General features: G+C 60.8%; 10 protein-coding genes and 1 tRNA gene. 7 read left to right on the forward strand and 4 right to left on the reverse strand.

Going from position 1 to position 15,719, the window contains the following annotated elements; genetic code table 11:
- The first annotated feature begins 93 nt into the window (after window positions 1-93).
- From C1T17_RS10070 to C1T17_RS10085, 4 genes are all read left to right on the forward strand, one after another.
- The gene (locus C1T17_RS10070) at window positions 94-1,251 is read left to right on the forward strand and encodes an efflux RND transporter periplasmic adaptor subunit (RefSeq protein ID WP_104953331.1); all 1,158 of its coding nucleotides are present in this window, start codon (window positions 94-96) and stop codon (window positions 1,249-1,251) included.
- A 7-nt stretch (window positions 1,252-1,258) separates the two neighbouring features.
- Window positions 1,259-4,471 (forward strand): efflux RND transporter permease subunit, encoded by a 3,213-nt coding sequence (locus C1T17_RS10075; protein ID WP_104953332.1) that lies wholly within the window; start codon window positions 1,259-1,261, stop codon window positions 4,469-4,471.
- A complete protein-coding gene (locus C1T17_RS10080) occupies window positions 4,468-5,907 on the forward strand; it encodes an efflux transporter outer membrane subunit (RefSeq protein WP_104953333.1) in 1,440 nt (479 codons plus the stop codon). The genes C1T17_RS10075 and C1T17_RS10080 overlap by 4 nt, the downstream gene beginning before the upstream one ends.
- Window positions 5,908-6,163: 256 nt before the next feature.
- Window positions 6,164-6,481, forward strand: coding sequence for a hypothetical protein (locus C1T17_RS10085; protein WP_104953334.1), 318 nt, complete (start codon window positions 6,164-6,166; stop codon window positions 6,479-6,481).
- Window positions 6,482-6,484: 3 nt separating this feature from the next.
- Here C1T17_RS10085 and eda read toward each other — a convergent pair whose 3' ends face one another.
- From eda to zwf, 4 genes are read right to left on the reverse strand one after another with little or no spacing between them, the layout of a single operon-like run.
- Window positions 6,485-7,111, reverse strand: a complete 627-nt coding sequence (gene eda / locus C1T17_RS10090) for a bifunctional 4-hydroxy-2-oxoglutarate aldolase/2-dehydro-3-deoxy-phosphogluconate aldolase (protein WP_104953335.1) — start codon at window positions 7,109-7,111, stop codon at window positions 6,485-6,487.
- Window positions 7,112-7,115: 4 nt separating this feature from the next.
- Entirely contained in the window at window positions 7,116-8,102 is a 987-nt protein-coding gene (glk, locus tag C1T17_RS10095) for a glucokinase (protein WP_104953336.1), read from the reverse strand.
- Between the two features lie 3 nt (window positions 8,103-8,105).
- Window positions 8,106-9,935 (reverse strand): phosphogluconate dehydratase, encoded by a 1,830-nt coding sequence (gene edd, locus C1T17_RS10100; protein WP_104953337.1) that lies wholly within the window; start codon window positions 9,933-9,935, stop codon window positions 8,106-8,108.
- Window positions 9,928-11,394 carry a glucose-6-phosphate dehydrogenase gene (zwf, locus tag C1T17_RS10105; RefSeq protein ID WP_104953338.1) on the reverse strand — a complete coding sequence of 489 codons (1,467 nt, stop codon included), beginning with the start codon at window positions 11,392-11,394 and terminating at the stop codon, window positions 9,928-9,930. Before zwf ends, edd begins: the two co-directional genes overlap by 8 nt.
- A 257-nt stretch (window positions 11,395-11,651) precedes the next feature.
- Between zwf and C1T17_RS10110 the strand changes: the two genes are divergently transcribed.
- From C1T17_RS10110 to C1T17_RS10120, 3 genes are all read left to right on the forward strand, one after another.
- Window positions 11,652-11,736, forward strand: a tRNA-Leu gene (locus C1T17_RS10110).
- A gap of 161 nt (window positions 11,737-11,897) precedes the next feature.
- Entirely contained in the window at window positions 11,898-13,247 is a 1,350-nt protein-coding gene (locus tag C1T17_RS10115; protein WP_189338304.1) for a carbohydrate porin, read from the forward strand.
- Window positions 13,248-13,284: 37 nt separating this feature from the next.
- Window positions 13,285-15,711 (forward strand): membrane-bound PQQ-dependent dehydrogenase, glucose/quinate/shikimate family, encoded by a 2,427-nt coding sequence (locus C1T17_RS10120; protein ID WP_104953340.1) that lies wholly within the window; start codon window positions 13,285-13,287, stop codon window positions 15,709-15,711.
- Window positions 15,712-15,719: the final 8 nt, after the last annotated feature.

Raw genomic sequence — 15,719 nt, forward strand, 5'->3', positions numbered from 1 at the left:
TTCGTTCATTCAGATCAATTGCTCCTCCTTCCGTAAGCAGACACCGACTTGAACCAAAGATCCTTCCGGCCGCGTTTCGTCCATTTCGCACTCATGGCATCCGCCTCCGCTATGCTGCTGTCGGCGTGCGGAGGAGCGAGTAATGGGGACAGGAAAACGCCGCCCGTGCCGCAGGTCGGTTATGTGCTGGTGCAGCAGAAGAACGTACCGCTTACCGTCGAACTCACCGGTCGCGTCGCGGCTTATCAGATGTCGGAAGTCCGGCCACAGGTGAGCGGCATTATTCGGCGGCGCTTCTTCACCGAGGGATCGCTGGTGCGTGCCGGACAGACGCTTTACGAGATCGATCCACGGCTTTACCGGGCGAGCGCCAACGAAGCGCGAGCGAATCTTGCGAGTGCGCAGGCCAATGCCGAAGCCACGCGCGTCCGTGCTGAGCGCTATCGTCCGTTGGCCGCCGCGGAAGCGGTGAGCAAGCAGGATTATACCGATGCCGCAGCACAGGCGCGGCAGGCGGCCGCCGCCGTTGCGCAGGGCCGGGCGCAACTGGAAACTGCGCAGATCAACTTGCGGTTCACCAGCGTGCCTGCACCAATATCAGGACGGATCGGCCGGTCGCTGTTCACCGAAGGTGCGCTAGTGACGAGCAATCAGGCCGATCCATTGACGGTGATTCAGCGTCTGGACCCCATTTTCGTGGACATCCAGCAATCCAGCGCAGACTTGTTGGCCCTACGCCGCTCTCTTGCACAACGGGGTACTATTCCATCCAGTGCGACCGTCCGCCTCCTGCTTGAGGATGGGAGTGAGTATGGACAGACAGGAACGGTTCAATTTTCCGAAGTGATGGTCAATGCCAGCACCGGCACGGTGACGCTGCGTGCGCGTTTTGCCAATCCTGATGGCCTTCTCCTGCCCGGCATGTTCGTGCGTGCACGCTTCGCTCAGGCGATCGACCAGAATGCGATCCTTGTCCCGCAACCGGCGGTCAGTCGCACCACGCGCGGCGCGGCCAGCGTTTTCGTCGTGGGTGCGGACAACAAGGCAGTGGAGCGCTCAATAATCGCCGACCGAACCCAAGGCCAATACTGGGTTGTGACCAAAGGGTTGAGGCCGGGCGATAAGGTCATCGTTCAAGGCTTGGCAAACGTGAAGCCCAATGCCCCCATCCGGCCCGTGCCTGCCGACAGTCCCGAACGCGTCGTGCCGCCCCCGCCGGGGCAGGCATCTGCCGGGCATAAGGGCGGCTGACGGATCGATGTCCAGAATATTCATCGAGCGACCCATCTTTGCATGGGTCATAGCGATCATCATCATGCTGCTTGGCACCGGCGCGATCTTTTCACTACCCATTGCGCAATATCCCGACGTCGCGCCGCCGCAAGTGAACATCCGCGCGACATATCCGGGCGCATCGGCGGAGACGATCCAGAACAGCGTAACGCAGATCATAGAGCAGCAACTGACTGGCATCGATGGCCTGTTGTATTTCAGTTCGTCCTCCAGTTCGCGCGGACAGGTGACGATCAGCGCTACCTTCACCAAAGGCACCGATCCCGACATCGCGCAGGTTCAGGTCCAGAACCAGGTGCAGCAGGCGATATCCCGACTGCCTCAACAGGTGCAGCAGCAGGGCTTGCGCGTCACCAAATCCAACCCCGACTTCCTGATGATCGTGGGCGTTTATGACGAGACCGACCGATCGACCAATCAGGACGTTTCGGACTATCTGGTGTCGAACCTTCAGGATACGCTTGCGCGCACTGCGGGCGTGGGCGACACGAACGTGTTCGGCTCGCAATACGCCATGCGCATATGGCTCGACCCCGATAAACTTGCGAGCTTCTCGCTCATTCCTGCCGATGTCGTGACGGCTATAACCAACCAGAATACGGAAGTCGCCGCGGGTGAGATCGGTGGTCAGCCGCAGCCGACCACGCAGATGCTGAACGCGACCGTGACTGCGCAGTCGCGCCTGCAGACCCCCGATCAGTTTCGCGCCATCATCCTGAAGAACGATCCAAGTGGCGCGGTCGTGCGTCTATCGGATGTCGCAAGGATCGAGTTGGGAGCGGAGAGCTATGCTGCGGTCAGTCGTGTCAACGCGCATCCGGGCGCGGGCATGGCGATCTCCGTGGCTCCGGGCGCCGATGCCCTAACGACGGCCGAACTGGTGAAAGCGCAAGTGGAGAAGGCGGCCCGCAGTTTCCCCTACGGCTACAAATTCGCCTATGCCAATGACACCACGGCCTTCATCAAGCTGTCGATCGATGAAGTCGTCAAGACCTTGATCGAAGCGATCATCCTGGTGGTGATCGTGATGTTCGTATTTTTACAGAATTGGCGCGCTACGCTGATCCCGACGATCGCGGTGCCAGTCGTGCTGCTCGGCACATTTGCGATCTTCTACGCGGCGGGCTTTTCGATCAACACCATGACTCTCTTCGGCCTCGTTCTCGCAATCGGACTGCTGGTCGACGACGCGATCGTGGTGGTCGAGAACGTCGAGCGCCTACTGCACGAAAATCCGGAGATGACGCCCAAGGAAGCGACCATAGAGTCGATGGCGGAGATACAGGTGGCGCTGATCGCCATTGCTGTGGTTCTTTCGGCGGTGTTCCTTCCCATGGCGTTCTTCGGCGGATCGACGGGGGTGATCTATCGTCAATTCTCGCTCACCATCGTGTCGGCCATGGTGCTCTCCGCGCTAGTGGCGCTTATCCTGAGTCCAGCGCTGACATCGACCTTGCTTAAGCAGAAGTCGCGCGAAAGCCAGCAGACGCAGGGTTGGTTTACGCGTCGCTTCCCCGGCGTCAGCAGCTTCGTGATACGCGGAAGAGACAAATTCAACCGAGGATTCGAGCGAGGCACTGACAAATATGTTCATGCCGTAACGCGCGTTATCGACCGAAAATGGTTGTTCCTCGCAATCTATGCGGTGGTGGTCGCGTTGTTGATCGTCCTGTTCGTCCGTCTACCCACCAGCTTCCTGCCGACCGAAGACCAGGGCGCTGCGCTCGTACAGTTCCAGTTGCCGGCAGGCGCGACGCAGGGTCGCACCACGCATGTGCAGCGACAAGTCGAGCAATATCTGCTGAAGAACGAAAGCAAGAACGTGAAGACGCTGTTCACCGTTGCAGGTGGCGGTGGCGGCGGCGCAAGCGGCCAGAATACAGGTCAAGGCTTCATGAACTTCGCTGATTGGGACGATCGCAAGGGCAAGCAGAATTCGGCAGACGCGATCGTGAGACGGGCGTCAGGCGCATTCTCGAACATTCGCGATGCCCGTGTCTTCGCACTGGTGCCGCCCGCTATTCGCGGCTTGGGGCAGTCAAACGGTTTCACCATGGAGTTGCAGAACGCGAGCGGGATGCCACGCGAGCAATTCCTCGCTGCCCGCGACAGGTTGCTCGCCGAAGCCAATAGAGATCCCATGCTAAGCTCGGTGCGCATTACGGAGCTTCCCGATGTGGCCACTCTTAAGGTCAATGTCGATCAACCGAAGCTCGCGGCATTGGGATTGGGGCAGGCGGACGTGAACTCAACATTGTCGACTGCCTGGGGTGGCCGCTACGTCAACGATTTCGTGGATCGTGGCCGTGTGAAGCGGGTCTATGTGCAAGGCGATGCGGCGTTCCGCGATTCACCTGATGATCTTGATCGCTGGTTCGTCCGCACATCCGATGGCCAGATGGCGCCATTCTCGTCCTTTGCGCGGACGGACTGGGCGACCGCGCCGACGACGCTTTCGCGTTTTCAGGGTATTCCCTCTTTCGAGTTCCAGGGACAGGCGGCGGAAGGCACCAGTTCTGGAGATGCCATGGATCGCATGGCGCAACTCGCGTCGAGAATACCCGGCACGACGATAGCCTGGGCCGGCCTGTCGTTTCAGGAGCGCCTCTCCTCCGGGCAGGCACCCTTGCTGTACGGACTATCTTTGCTGGTCGTCTTCCTATGTCTGGCCGCACTTTATGAAAGCTGGACGATCCCGGTCGCCGTGCTGCTCGTGATCCCTCTGGGGCTGGTGGGCGCTGTATTTGCAGTTACTTTGCGTGGCCTCAACAACGATGTCTATCTTCAAATCGGGCTTCTCACGACCATGGGGCTGGCAGCGAAGAATGCCATTCTGGTCATCGAATTCGCCGAGCGCGCCGAAAAGGAAGGGAAGCGAGTCATCGACGCTGCACTCGAAGCGGCACGGCTTCGCCTGCGGCCTATCCTGATGACCAGCCTGGCATTCATCTTCGGTGTTCTGCCGCTGGCCATCTCGACCGGAGCGGGCGCGAATAGCCGTATCGCCATCGGTACGGCGGTGATTGGCGGCATGTTGACGGCGACAATCCTTGCGATCTTCTACATTCCACTCTTCTTCGTACTGGTGCGCCGCACTGTGCGGGACTCCTTCAAGAAGTGGCGGAGGCAGAGAAGGGAAGCATCCGGCGGATCATCTGCCGGGGGAGCGGCCGCATGAGGTGTTCGGTTCTCCTGCTCGCGCTGCTCGGCACTGCCTGCAGCATGGCGCCTAAATATGTTCGACCCGAAGCGCCCATTCCGGCGTCCTGGCCAGTTGGCGACGCTTATCTCCGGCAATCTGAGGCAGTGCTGCCCATCGTCACGTACCGCGACATATTTACGGACACGCGTTTGCAGAGCCTTGTCGAGCAGGCACTGATGAACAATCGCGACCTGCGCGTAGCCGCCGCCAATATTGCTACGGCCCGCGCGCAGTACCGCATCAATCGCGCCGACATTTTTCCTCAGATCAACGCGGGCGCTGGCTATACGCGATCCGATAATGGGGGGGGCGGGCAGGGGACCGGAACCGGCTCGTCGTCGACCAATCGATATACAGCCGACGTGGGTACGACGGCGTTCGAGCTTGACCTGTTTGGCCGCTTGCGCTCGCTATCCGACGCAGCGCTGCAACGCTACTTCGGCACTGAGGCGGCTGCGCGCGCCACACGCCTGACGCTGATCGGCGACATTGCCGACGCATGGCTGACTTATGCCGCCGATCAAAGTCTGCTCAAGATCGCCCAAGACACCACCGTAAGCGCCGAGCGAAGCGTGCGGCTCACGCGGATGCGGCTTGAGGGCGGCATCGCCCCGCGCACGGACTTGCGCCAGGCCGAGCAGATATTGGCGACTGCGCAATCCGACTTGGCTGAACAGCGGACTGCGATCGCACAGGATGTCAACGCGCTGCAACTGCTGGTCGGCGCGCCGATCGAAACCGCACTGCTACCTGCTGCGATCGAAGATGTTGCGCAAAGCGTGCGTGAACTGCCGGCGGGCCTCGACTCCGGCATCCTGCTGCGCCGCCCTGACGTCTTGCAGGCGGAGTATGAATTGCGCGCCGCGAATGCAGAAATAGGGGCAGCGCGTGCAGCCTTGTTTCCGCGTGTTTCGCTGACAGGTTTGGTGGGGCTGGCCAGTACGGCGCTGTCGTCGCTGTTCACCAACGGTGCGTTCAATTACTCGGTAGGCGCTGACGTGAGCTATTCGATATTCAGTGCGGGCGGCCTCCGTGCGGGTGTGGCGCAGAGCCGTGCGCAGCGGGAGGCCGCACTTGCCGCCTATGAGAGGTCAATCCAGACGGCGTTCCGCGAAGTCGCAGATGGACTGGCCCGTCGCGGGACAATCGCCGACCAACTGAGGGCCGACCGCGCATTCGCCGAGGCGGCACGCGATACCTATAACCTGACGGAGGCCCGGTATCGCGGTGGCATCGATACGTTCCTCGCCAGCCTTGACGCGCAACGTTCGCTTTATGCGGCGCAACGCAACTATGTTGGAACGCAGCTCGTCGGCGCCAGCAATCTCGTCACGCTCTATAGGGCCTTGGGCGGCGATGCGCTCACAGCACAGGACGGCAATGCGCCAGTGGAGAACGATCCACAATCATGAAGGGAGCGGCAACGCTCTGCCATCAGTGTGTTCCGTATCAGCACAACAACTCGCGTGGCCGCCGTTAACCCTTCTTTAACGTTACGGATGCGGCACGCCATCGCTATGCTTCAGGCAACCCTTTGATGGTCTGCCGGAAATTGGAGCCGTGACGATGAAATCTGTACTCACCCTGGCCGCGGTGCCCCTCATCTTCGCCTCCAGTTTGCCCACCCACGCAACAGCCGCGCCTTCTCGCGGTCAGGAAAGATGCTGGATGGCGAAGGACGGCGAACGATATTGCGGGGTAATGTCGACGGTGAGAATGCCCGCCCACCGGCCGCGTGCAACCCCTTATGCGCGCAGACCTTCAAACCCGCATCCAACGGTTGCTTTGCCTGGAGACCGGTCCGTCTATCAATCGCCACGACAGGTCTGCCGGTTCGAGGACCGAAGCCGTTACTATGGTTATACCGATTATTACCGGGGCTATCGCGGCTATAATGCCGAACCCAGGATCATTGATGTCGACAATGAACTACGCAAGCGGGAGATGCCGGTGTGCCTGCCGGGCCAATATCCCTACGCCCGCTGACGATCAGCGCGGCGGGCCACGCAGTGACGAGGCCGCGCGCGCCAACTCCTCGATCCGATGCGCGTCGACCGGTCCCTTGGGAACCAGCCAGCTTCCGCCGACACATTTGACTGCTGGCTCCGCGAGCCAGTTTCCTGCCGTCTCGAACCTGATCCCGCCTGTGGGGCAGAAGCGGGCCGTGTGAAATGGCGCGGCCAAAGCCTTGAGAGCGGGGAGTCCGCCCGATGTCTCAGCAGGGAAGAACTTGAAGCGCGACAGGCCCATGTCCATGCCCCGCATGATATCGGCGGCAGTCGCAGTACCAGGTAGAAACGCCACACCGCTGGCAATCGCTGCCTTGCCGAGCGGTTCGGTCAGGCCCGGACTCACTATGAATTGAGCGCCGGCTTCCAATGCCTGGTCGAGTTGCGCCGGGTTCAACACTGTGCCGGCGCCGACCACCGCACCGGGCACTTTGGCCATCTCGCGCATAACGTCCAATGCCACGGGCGTGCGCATCGTCACTTCCAGTGCGGGCAATCCGCCCTTCACCAGTGCCTCGGCAATAGGCGCAGCATCTTCTATCCGCTCGATAACCAGCACGGGGATCACCGGCGCGAGTTCCATCACCTGATCGACAGTCAACGTCATGTCACTAATTCTCCTTGCCCGTGCGGGCCTGTGCTGGGAGGAAGGCGGCTGCCGCTCCGTAAAGTCCGATCTCATCATGTACGGCAAGGCGTACAGCCGTCTGCGCCATCAGGTTCTGAAAACGGCCCTTTGCCTTGAAACGATCATGAAAGCCGCTTTTGAGCAAAACTGACTTCATTCGCTGCGTGAGGCCGCCTGCCAGTACGACGCAACCCGGACCATGCGCCAGAGCCAAGTCGCCAGCAACCGACCCATAGCTGAGACAAAAGCGATCAAGTGCGTCCCGTGCAAAGCGGTTGCTGCCATCAAGCGCAGACTGCCAAAGCTCGGCATCCTCCATCAGCTCGACGCGGGCATGGGATATCGTCGCCATCGCCTTGTAGAGATTGTTGAGGCCGGGGCCGGATACGATCCTCTCGGTCGACACGCGCAGGAACTTGTCGCGCAGATAATCGACGATGCGGCTTTCCATCGCGTCCAGCGGCGCAAAGTCCATGTGGCCGCCTTCCGTGGCGATGACATGGGCCACACCATTTTCGAAAGAAATGAGCGCGACGCCAAGCCCTGTTCCCGGCCCCAGCACTGTCACCGACCCGCGATTGGGGAAGGGCACGTCCGGGCCGAAGAGCAGCTCAAGATTGCCGGTAGGCAGCTTTGCTACCGCATAGGCCACCGCCTCAAAATCGTTGACGAGCCGCATCCGGTCCAGCCCAAGTTCCTCGTCCAGCCGATCCGGACGAATAACCCAGCTACTGTTGGTGAGCTTGATGACATCCCGGCCGATGGCGGTCGCGAAGGCAATCGAGGCGGAGCGGGGCAGCGGCTCCGCCTCGTCATCAGCGAACGCTGCCCAGCACGCCTGAAGGCTGGGATAATCGGCCACCTTATATTTGCGCACTTGGCCGAGCGTCGGCACGCCTTGAGGCGTAAGGGTAGCGCGGGCGAAGCGGGCGTTGGTTCCACCGATGTCGGCTGCAATGATCTCCGTCATGGCTCAGATTTCCGCTTCCATGGCAGCGAGGATAGGCGATGCTCCTGCCTCGGCAAGGTCGCTGTTTTCCCGGAAAAGCGCGAACAATTCGCGTCCGGTGTCATAGGGGGCCGGTGGCGGAACAGGTGCTTCGCGCGCCTCCCATTCCGACGCATCGACCAGCGCTTCGACAACGCCAGCGTCGGCGCAAACTCGAACAATATCGCCATCGCGCAGCTTGCCGATCGGTCCGCCGCCAAGAGCCTCTGGCGAGAGGTGGATCGCGGCGGGCACCTTGCCCGATGCGCCGGACATGCGACCGTCGGTCAGGAGCGCCACGCGGAACCCGCGATCCTGCAACACGCCCAGCGCTGGCGTCAGCTTATGGAGTTCGGGCATACCGTTCGCCTTCGGTCCCTGAAACCGCACGACGACCACGACATCCCGTTCCAGTTCGCCTGCCTTGAACGCGCGTAGCACGTCGTCCTGATTGTGGAACACGCGCGCGGGAGCTTCGATGGTCCAGCGGTCGGGATCGACGGCGCTGGTCTTGATGATGCAGCGGCCGAGGTTGCCTGCCAGCAACCGCATCCCGCCATCGGGACTGAACGGATCGGAAACGGGCCGCAGCATTGTCGGGTCGCGTGATTCCGCCGGCGCGTCTTTCCAAGCCAGCGCATCGTTTTCCAGCACCGGCTCCTGCCCATAATCAGTGAGATCGCGCCGGGCGACCGTCTTAATGTCCCGGTGCAGCAAGCCGCTATCGAGCAACTGCGAGATGATCCATGCCATCCCGCCCGCTGCCTGAAAATTGTTCACGTCGCCTGCGCCATTGGGATAGACGCGCGCGAGCAGCGGAATAACATCGGACAGTTCGGCGAAGTCCGTCCAGTCGATGCTGATTCCCGCAGCGCGTGCGATAGCGGGCAAGTGGATCGCGTGATTGGTCGAGCCGCCCGTCGCCATCAGTCCGATGATGGCATTGACGATCGCCTTTTCATCGACACACTCGCCAAGTGGCCGATAATCGTCGCCGTCCCAGCCGATGCTCGCCACGCGATGCGTAGCCGCCCGCGTCAGTTCGCCTCGCAGCTTTGTGCCCGGATTGACGAACGCGGCATTGGGCATGTGCAGCCCCATGATCTCCATCATCATCTGGTTGCTGTTAGCCGTGCCGTAGAAGGTGCAGGTGCCTGCGCCATGGTAGCTTGCGGACTCTGCTTCCAGCAGCTCTGCTTTGCCGACTTTACCCTCGGCATACAGCTGGCGGATGCGAACCTTCTCCTTGTTCGCAAGGCCGGAGGGCATGGGGCCTCCGGGAACGAGGATCGTCGGCAGATGCCCGAAACGCAATGCGCCGATCAGCAAGCCCGGCACGATCTTGTCGCAAATGCCCAGCAACAAAACGCCCTCGAACATCGCGTGGCTCAGCGACACGGCGGTAGCCAGCGCGATCGTGTCGCGGCTGAACAGGGACAAGTCCATGCCCGCCTGTCCCTGCGTCACACCGTCGCACATCGCGGGCACGCCGCCCGCGACTTGGGCCGTCGCGCCGACTTCGCGCGCGGCGATCTTTATGGCTTCGGGGTAGCGGCCATAAGGCTGATGCGCAGACAGCATGTCATTGTAGGAAGTGACGATCCCGATGTTCATGGCGCGGCCGGACCGGATGGTCGGCTTGTCCTCCTCGGACGCGGCAAAGCCGTGCGCCAGATTGCCGCAGGACAACTGATCGCGGTTCGTGCCCGCATCGCGCCCGCGGCGGATCAGATCGAGATACTTCTGTCGGCGCGGCGCGCTGCGCTTGATAATGCGTTCGGTGACGGCGGCGATCGTGGGGTGCAGATCAGTCATGCCAGCTTGCTCCATCGCGTTCGATCAGCGCAATGGCCGAGGATGGCCCCCAGTTCCCCGAAGCATAAGGAACGGCCTTCATACCTGCCTCTTTCCAGCCACCGATGATCGAATCGATCCACACCCACTGCGCTTCCACCTCGTCACGGCGAACGAAGAGCGTAGGATCGCCCTCCAGCAGATCCAGCAGCAGTCGTTCATAGGCGATCCGCCGCCGCTGTCCTTCAAACGCGTGAGCGAGAGACACGTCGAGGCCAACTTCCTGCAACTTCACGCCGCCGCGATCCAGCCCTGGTTCCTTCGCCATGATGAGCAGCCGGATGTTTTCCTCCGGCTGAAGGCGAATGATAAGCGTGTTGGGTTCCAGGCCCGAACCATGGCCGCGCTTGCCGAATATGCTATGCGATACAGGTTTGAACTGGATGAGGATTTCCGATTGCCGCGCAGGCATCCGCTTTCCTGTGCGCAAGTAGAAGGGAACACCCGTCCAGCGCCAGTTATCGATATGGGCTTTGAGCGCCACGAAGGTTTCGGTGTCGGAGGGTTTGCCCAATTCATCTGCATAGCCCGTGACGATCTGACCCGCGACGGCGCCAGGCGTATATTGCCCGCGCACGCTACACATTTTTACGGTTTCGGCATCCATCGGACGTAGCGAGCGTAGAACTTTGACCTTCTCATCGCGCACCGCCGTCGAGTCGAGGCGGGCAGGGGGTTCCATCGCGATGATAGACAAAATCTGGAGGACATGGTTCTGCACCATGTCCCGCAGCGCGCCCACCCCGTCATAATAGGAGACGCGTCCCTCCAATCCTACGGTTTCGCCGACAGTGATCTGCACATGGTCTATAGCGGTCGCGTTCCACAACGGCTCGAACAGCATGTTGCCGAAGCGAAGTGCCATCAGGTTCTGAACGGTCTCCTTGCCCAGATAGTGATCCACACGGAAGATCGACTGCTCGTTGAACAGCGATCCGATGGCGTCGTTCACTTCACGTGAAGAGGCCAGATCCTTGCCAATCGGCTTTTCCATCGCGATGCGAGTCTTGGGGCCGACTAGGCCCGCTTCAGCAAGTCCCTGCGCGGTTGGCGCGAAAAGCGAAGGCGGCGTGGACAGGTAGACCGAAATGCCACGGTCCATCCGGGCACGGACTCGCTCCGCCAAAGCGTTGAACTGTTCAGGATTTCCGGTCTCTACCGGGCAATAAATGATGATGTCGAAGAGGCGCTTGGCAACCTCTTCATCATAGCGGTCGGACGGAAGAAACTTTTGGAGCGCTTCAGCGACATCCTTGTGAAAAGCCGCGTCGTCCAGAACGGTGCGCCCTGACGCTACAATAAGGAAATCGTCGGGCAGAAGGCCATCGCAGAGCAAATTGTAAAGTGAGGGGAAGATCATGCGATGCGCCAGATCACCAGTGGCGCCAAACAGAATGAGCGTAGCAGATGGTTCGGCCAAAAGGTTTTCCCCTTACCGTTGTTGAAGTTGTCCTATCTGCACGACAGTGATCGATATAGCGAGGCAGTTCATCCTAGCAAGTGGGATCGGCCGCAGCGATCCTCATCACGGCGAAAAAGTTGCGAGTGAAATTGAGGCATCATAGCGCGACGGTTCCATCGAAAACTTCTTTCGTCCAGCTATGGAAATCGAAATTCATCTCCCTTATAGAGCCACGACCATCGATCGAATCCCTATTTATTGCGGCGATCGTCCACGCGGGCGTGGTGAAACTGGTAGACGCGCCGGACTCAAAATCCGGTTCCGAAAGGAGTGTCGGTTCGATTCCGACCGCCCGCACCATCTCTAAAGCTGCTGAATTCGAGCAACGCTCCTCCACACAGCGCTAACCTGAATTCACGATAACATCAGCGGCCGGCGATCAGGTCACTGTGCAGCTTATGTTGGCGCACCGCGGCCTACTTTCACTCAGATCGAAGCCTGTGGCTTTCGTTGGAGGTGGAATGGACCCGCTGATGCGCATGATGGGCGGCCTTGCTCTTGGTCTAGTCAGTCCGGCGATTGCGCAGGGCGGGCGGGGAGCGCAGGCCGACCGCGAAGTGGAGCACGACCCGTCGCCATCCCCCGCCACTGCGGACACACAGGAGCGTCCTGGCGAAGGTCTTCTTGAGGATTCTGGCGGCGTCCGTTCTCGCCTGGCAGCATCGGGGTTACTCATCACCGCACGTTATGCCTCCGAAAGTGCGTATAACATCGCTGGCGGTGACCGGAAGCTTCTGCGCGAAACCGGCCAGTTCGATGTGTCTGCGCGATTTGACCTTCATCGGCTGGCCGGTATCGAAGGCGGTCGCGTGCAGGCCGCGATCACCTACCGCCGAGGGCGTGATCTTGGAGCCGATGCCAATCTGGGCGTTCTACAGCAAGTGCAGGAGGTCTATGGCCGTGGACAGACCTGGCGATTGACGCAATTCTGGTACGAGCAAAGCTTCGCCAAAGGCCACGTTGCGATCAAGGTCGGGCGCAGTAATCCGGGCGAGGACTTCGCTGCATTTTCCTGTCATTTTCAAAATCTGAGCTTCTGTGGATCGCCGCCCGGCAACATCGTTGGCGATTACTGGTACAATTGGCCGATAAGCCAATGGTCGGCGCGGGTGCGGGTGAACTTAGCCAATGGTGCCTTTGCTCAGGTCGGTGGCTATGAAGTCAATCCGCGTAACCTGCGCAATCGTCTTTTCAACTGGCACTTCCATGGCGCCAGGGGCGTGCTTGTTCCGATTGAGTTGGGATGGAGCGGAACGTCTTCACGCACTGGTCGCGTGAGCGCTGTGCGCATCGGCGGCTGGTACAGCAGCGCCGATGCCGACGACCTGCTGCTTGATATTGATCGCCAGCCGCGCCTGCTCACCGGGCTTGACCCGCTGCGCCGCTCATCCCGCTACGGTGTGTGGGTGATGGGGCAGCATCAACTGACGGGTCGAGCGGAGAATGGAAAGTCTGTCACTGGCCTCAGCGTCTATGTAAATCTCACGCAAACCGACCGGCGCACGGCAATCACAGATAATCAGATTGCAGCCGGGCTTTTCCATAAGGGGCTGATCCCGCGACTGCCCGGCGACGTGCTCGGGATCGGCGTCGCCCGGACCAACGTCAATGGGCGGGCTGTGCGCGGAAGGATGTTGCCAATCGGACCTGGTGGACTTGATGCCGAATATGCGGCGGAGGTCTATTACAGCCTGCATCCCACGAAATGGCTTGAGCTTCGGCCGAACCTTCAATTCGTCAACCAGCCCGGCGGGCAGCGGAACGCCCCAAACGTCGGGATCATTGGCCTCAAAGGGGCGATAATATTGTGAGCAGGGATCAACGGCGCATGAAAACCGGGAGCATTTGATGACTGACACCAAAACATCGAACAATCGGCCGTCAGCCGGGCGAGGCAGCCTGCTGCTGCGTATCACTGCCATACTCATCGGGCTTTTCGGGCTGGGACTTCTCGGCGGTGGGGGCTGGCTGATCGTGTTGGGCGGAAGCGCCTATTACGCAATTGCAGGTGTCGTGATGCTGGCGGTCGCGTTGTTGCTGTGGCGGAAGAACGCCGCAGCGCTTCACTTGTTCGCCTTGCTGGTGATCGGCACGATCATATGGGCGATCGCGGAAATCGGCTTCAACTGGTGGCGGCTAGTGCCGCGTGGCGACGTGATCTTCCTGATCGGCCTGTTCCTGATTACCCCGTGGGTCACACGGCGTCTGGACTCCGGCAAGTGGCGCAAGACGGCCGCGCCACTTGCGGCCTCTTTGGTGGTGGCGGGCGTCGTTGCCATTGCCTCCATGTTTACGCATCCGAACGAGTGGGACGGGCAACTGCCTGGCGCGCGAACGTCGGTTCCGGTCAATTACGCTGGTGTACCGAATGACGACTGGACCGCTTATGGCCGTAGCTGGCGGGGCGACAAATGGTCTCCGCTGACGCAGGTCACGCCGGAAAATGTCAATCGCCTGAAACTCGCCTGGCAAATCCAGACTGGGGATACCAAACGCCCCGGTGATCCAGAGGAAACCACATACGAACTGACGCCCATAAAAGTGGGCGAAACCCTTTATGCCTGCACGCCGCACAACATCGTACTTGCACTGGATGCCGAGACCGGCGCGACACGCTGGCGGTTCGATCCCCATATCGGCCCGCCAAAGAACCTCCAGCACCTTACTTGCCGGGGCGTTTCGTATCATGATGCCGCATGGCCGGGAGCGACCCGTGCAGCGGGGGGCGACTGTCCGCAGCGGATCATCATGGGGACCAACGATTCACGCCTGATCGCGCTGGATGCCCGCACGGGACGCCTATGCCGCAGTTTTGGCAATAACGGCACCGTCAATCTCTGGCCGGGAATGCCCGGTTATCAGGAAGGCTGGTATCAGTTCACATCGGCGCCGCTCGTCACGCGCGGGCTGATCGTGGTCGGTGGTGCGATCTTCGACAATGCGGCGGTCCACATGCCGTCGGGCGTGATCCGCGCCTATGATGTGGCGACTGGCCGACTGGTCTGGAACTTCGATCCCGGCAGGCCCAATTCCACGGCGCCGCTCGCACCGGGACAGCATTATGTGCCTTCCACTCCAAATAGCTGGAGCACATCTGCGGCTGATGAAGCGCTCGGCATGATCTACGTGCCGATGGGTAATGGTGCGATCGATCAATGGGGCGGCAAGCGATCCCCTGAGACCGAGCGGTTCACGGCTACCATTCTGGCCCTCGACATAGCAACGGGACGGCCGCGATGGACATTCCAGACGGTGCACCATGACCTTTGGGACATGGACGTACCTTCGCAGCCCGCACTCGTCGACCTGAACATACCAAAGCGCGGCGTCGTGCCGGCACTCGTTCAATCGACCAAGACAGGCAACATCTTCGTGCTCGACCGGAGGACCGGCGTCCCAATCCACCCAGTCACTGAACGGCCTGTTCCGAGTGGCCCCGCGCCCGGTGATCGCCTGTCGCCGACTCAGCCTTTTTCCTCAGCATCCTTCATGCCCGACCGCCTCGTTCGTGAATCGGACATGTGGGGAGCAACCATGTTCGACCAACTGGCCTGCCGCATCGCCTTCAGGAGCCTGCGCTACGATGGTCCTTTCACGCCGCCATCGCTCAAGGGGTCGCTGGTGTTCCCCGGTAATTTCGGAGTAATGGATTGGGGCGGCATGGCGATCGATCCCGTTCGGCAGGTCGCCTTCGCCCATCCTAATTACATGGCATTTGTCGACAAGCTTATCCCTCAGCATCCGGCCGGGCCACAAAACCATCGCAATGGGGGGCCTGCGGGATCGTCCGACCGTGGCGGGTCGTCGGAACATGGTTTTAATCCCAACGCCGGCGCGCCGTTCGCGGTGTCCCTCAACCCGTTCCTGTCGCCAGTCGGCTTACCCTGTCAGGCGCCACCATGGGGCTATGTCGCCGGGATGGACCTTGTGACCGGCAAAGTGGTTTGGCGTCACAAGAATGGCACCATTCGAGACGAAACGCCCTTGCCGATGCCGTTCAAGCTCGGGGTGCCGACGCTCGGCGGCCCTATGATGACGGCTGGCGGCGTAGCCTTCATGAGTTCGACGCTCGACTATTACTTGCGTGCGTACGACGTGACGTCCGGAAAGGTGCTATGGCGGGCGAGGCTTCCCGCCGGCGCACAGGCAACGCCGATGACGTATCGGTCTCCCAAGAGCGGGCGGCAGTTCGTTGTCGTGGTTGCGGGTGGACATGGCTCACTGGGCACCAAGCTGGGCGACTCCATTATCGCCTATGCCCTTCCTCGTTCCTGATGTTCTTG

The sequence above is a fragment of the Sphingobium sp. SCG-1 genome (assembly GCF_002953135.1).
GTDB lineage: Bacteria > Pseudomonadota > Alphaproteobacteria > Sphingomonadales > Sphingomonadaceae > Sphingobium.

What these genes read in the sequence shown, in the direction of transcription:
- C1T17_RS10070 (WP_104953331.1), top strand. Translation starts at nt 94, where the DNA reads ATGGCATCCGCCTCCGCTATGCTGCTGTCGGCGTGCGGAGGAGCGAGT.
- C1T17_RS10075 (WP_104953332.1), top strand. Translation starts at nt 1,259, where the DNA reads ATGTCCAGAATATTCATCGAGCGACCCATCTTTGCATGGGTCATAGCG.
- C1T17_RS10080 (WP_104953333.1), top strand. Translation starts at nt 4,468, where the DNA reads ATGAGGTGTTCGGTTCTCCTGCTCGCGCTGCTCGGCACTGCCTGCAGC.
- C1T17_RS10085 (WP_104953334.1), top strand. Translation starts at nt 6,164, where the DNA reads ATGGCGAAGGACGGCGAACGATATTGCGGGGTAATGTCGACGGTGAGA.
- eda (WP_104953335.1), bottom strand. Translation starts at nt 7,111, where the DNA reads ATGACGTTGACTGTCGATCAGGTGATGGAACTCGCGCCGGTGATCCCC.
- glk (WP_104953336.1), bottom strand. Translation starts at nt 8,102, where the DNA reads ATGACGGAGATCATTGCAGCCGACATCGGTGGAACCAACGCCCGCTTC.
- edd (WP_104953337.1), bottom strand. Translation starts at nt 9,935, where the DNA reads ATGACTGATCTGCACCCCACGATCGCCGCCGTCACCGAACGCATTATC.
- C1T17_RS10115 (WP_189338304.1), top strand. Translation starts at nt 11,898, where the DNA reads ATGGACCCGCTGATGCGCATGATGGGCGGCCTTGCTCTTGGTCTAGTC.
- C1T17_RS10120 (WP_104953340.1), top strand. Translation starts at nt 13,285, where the DNA reads ATGACTGACACCAAAACATCGAACAATCGGCCGTCAGCCGGGCGAGGC.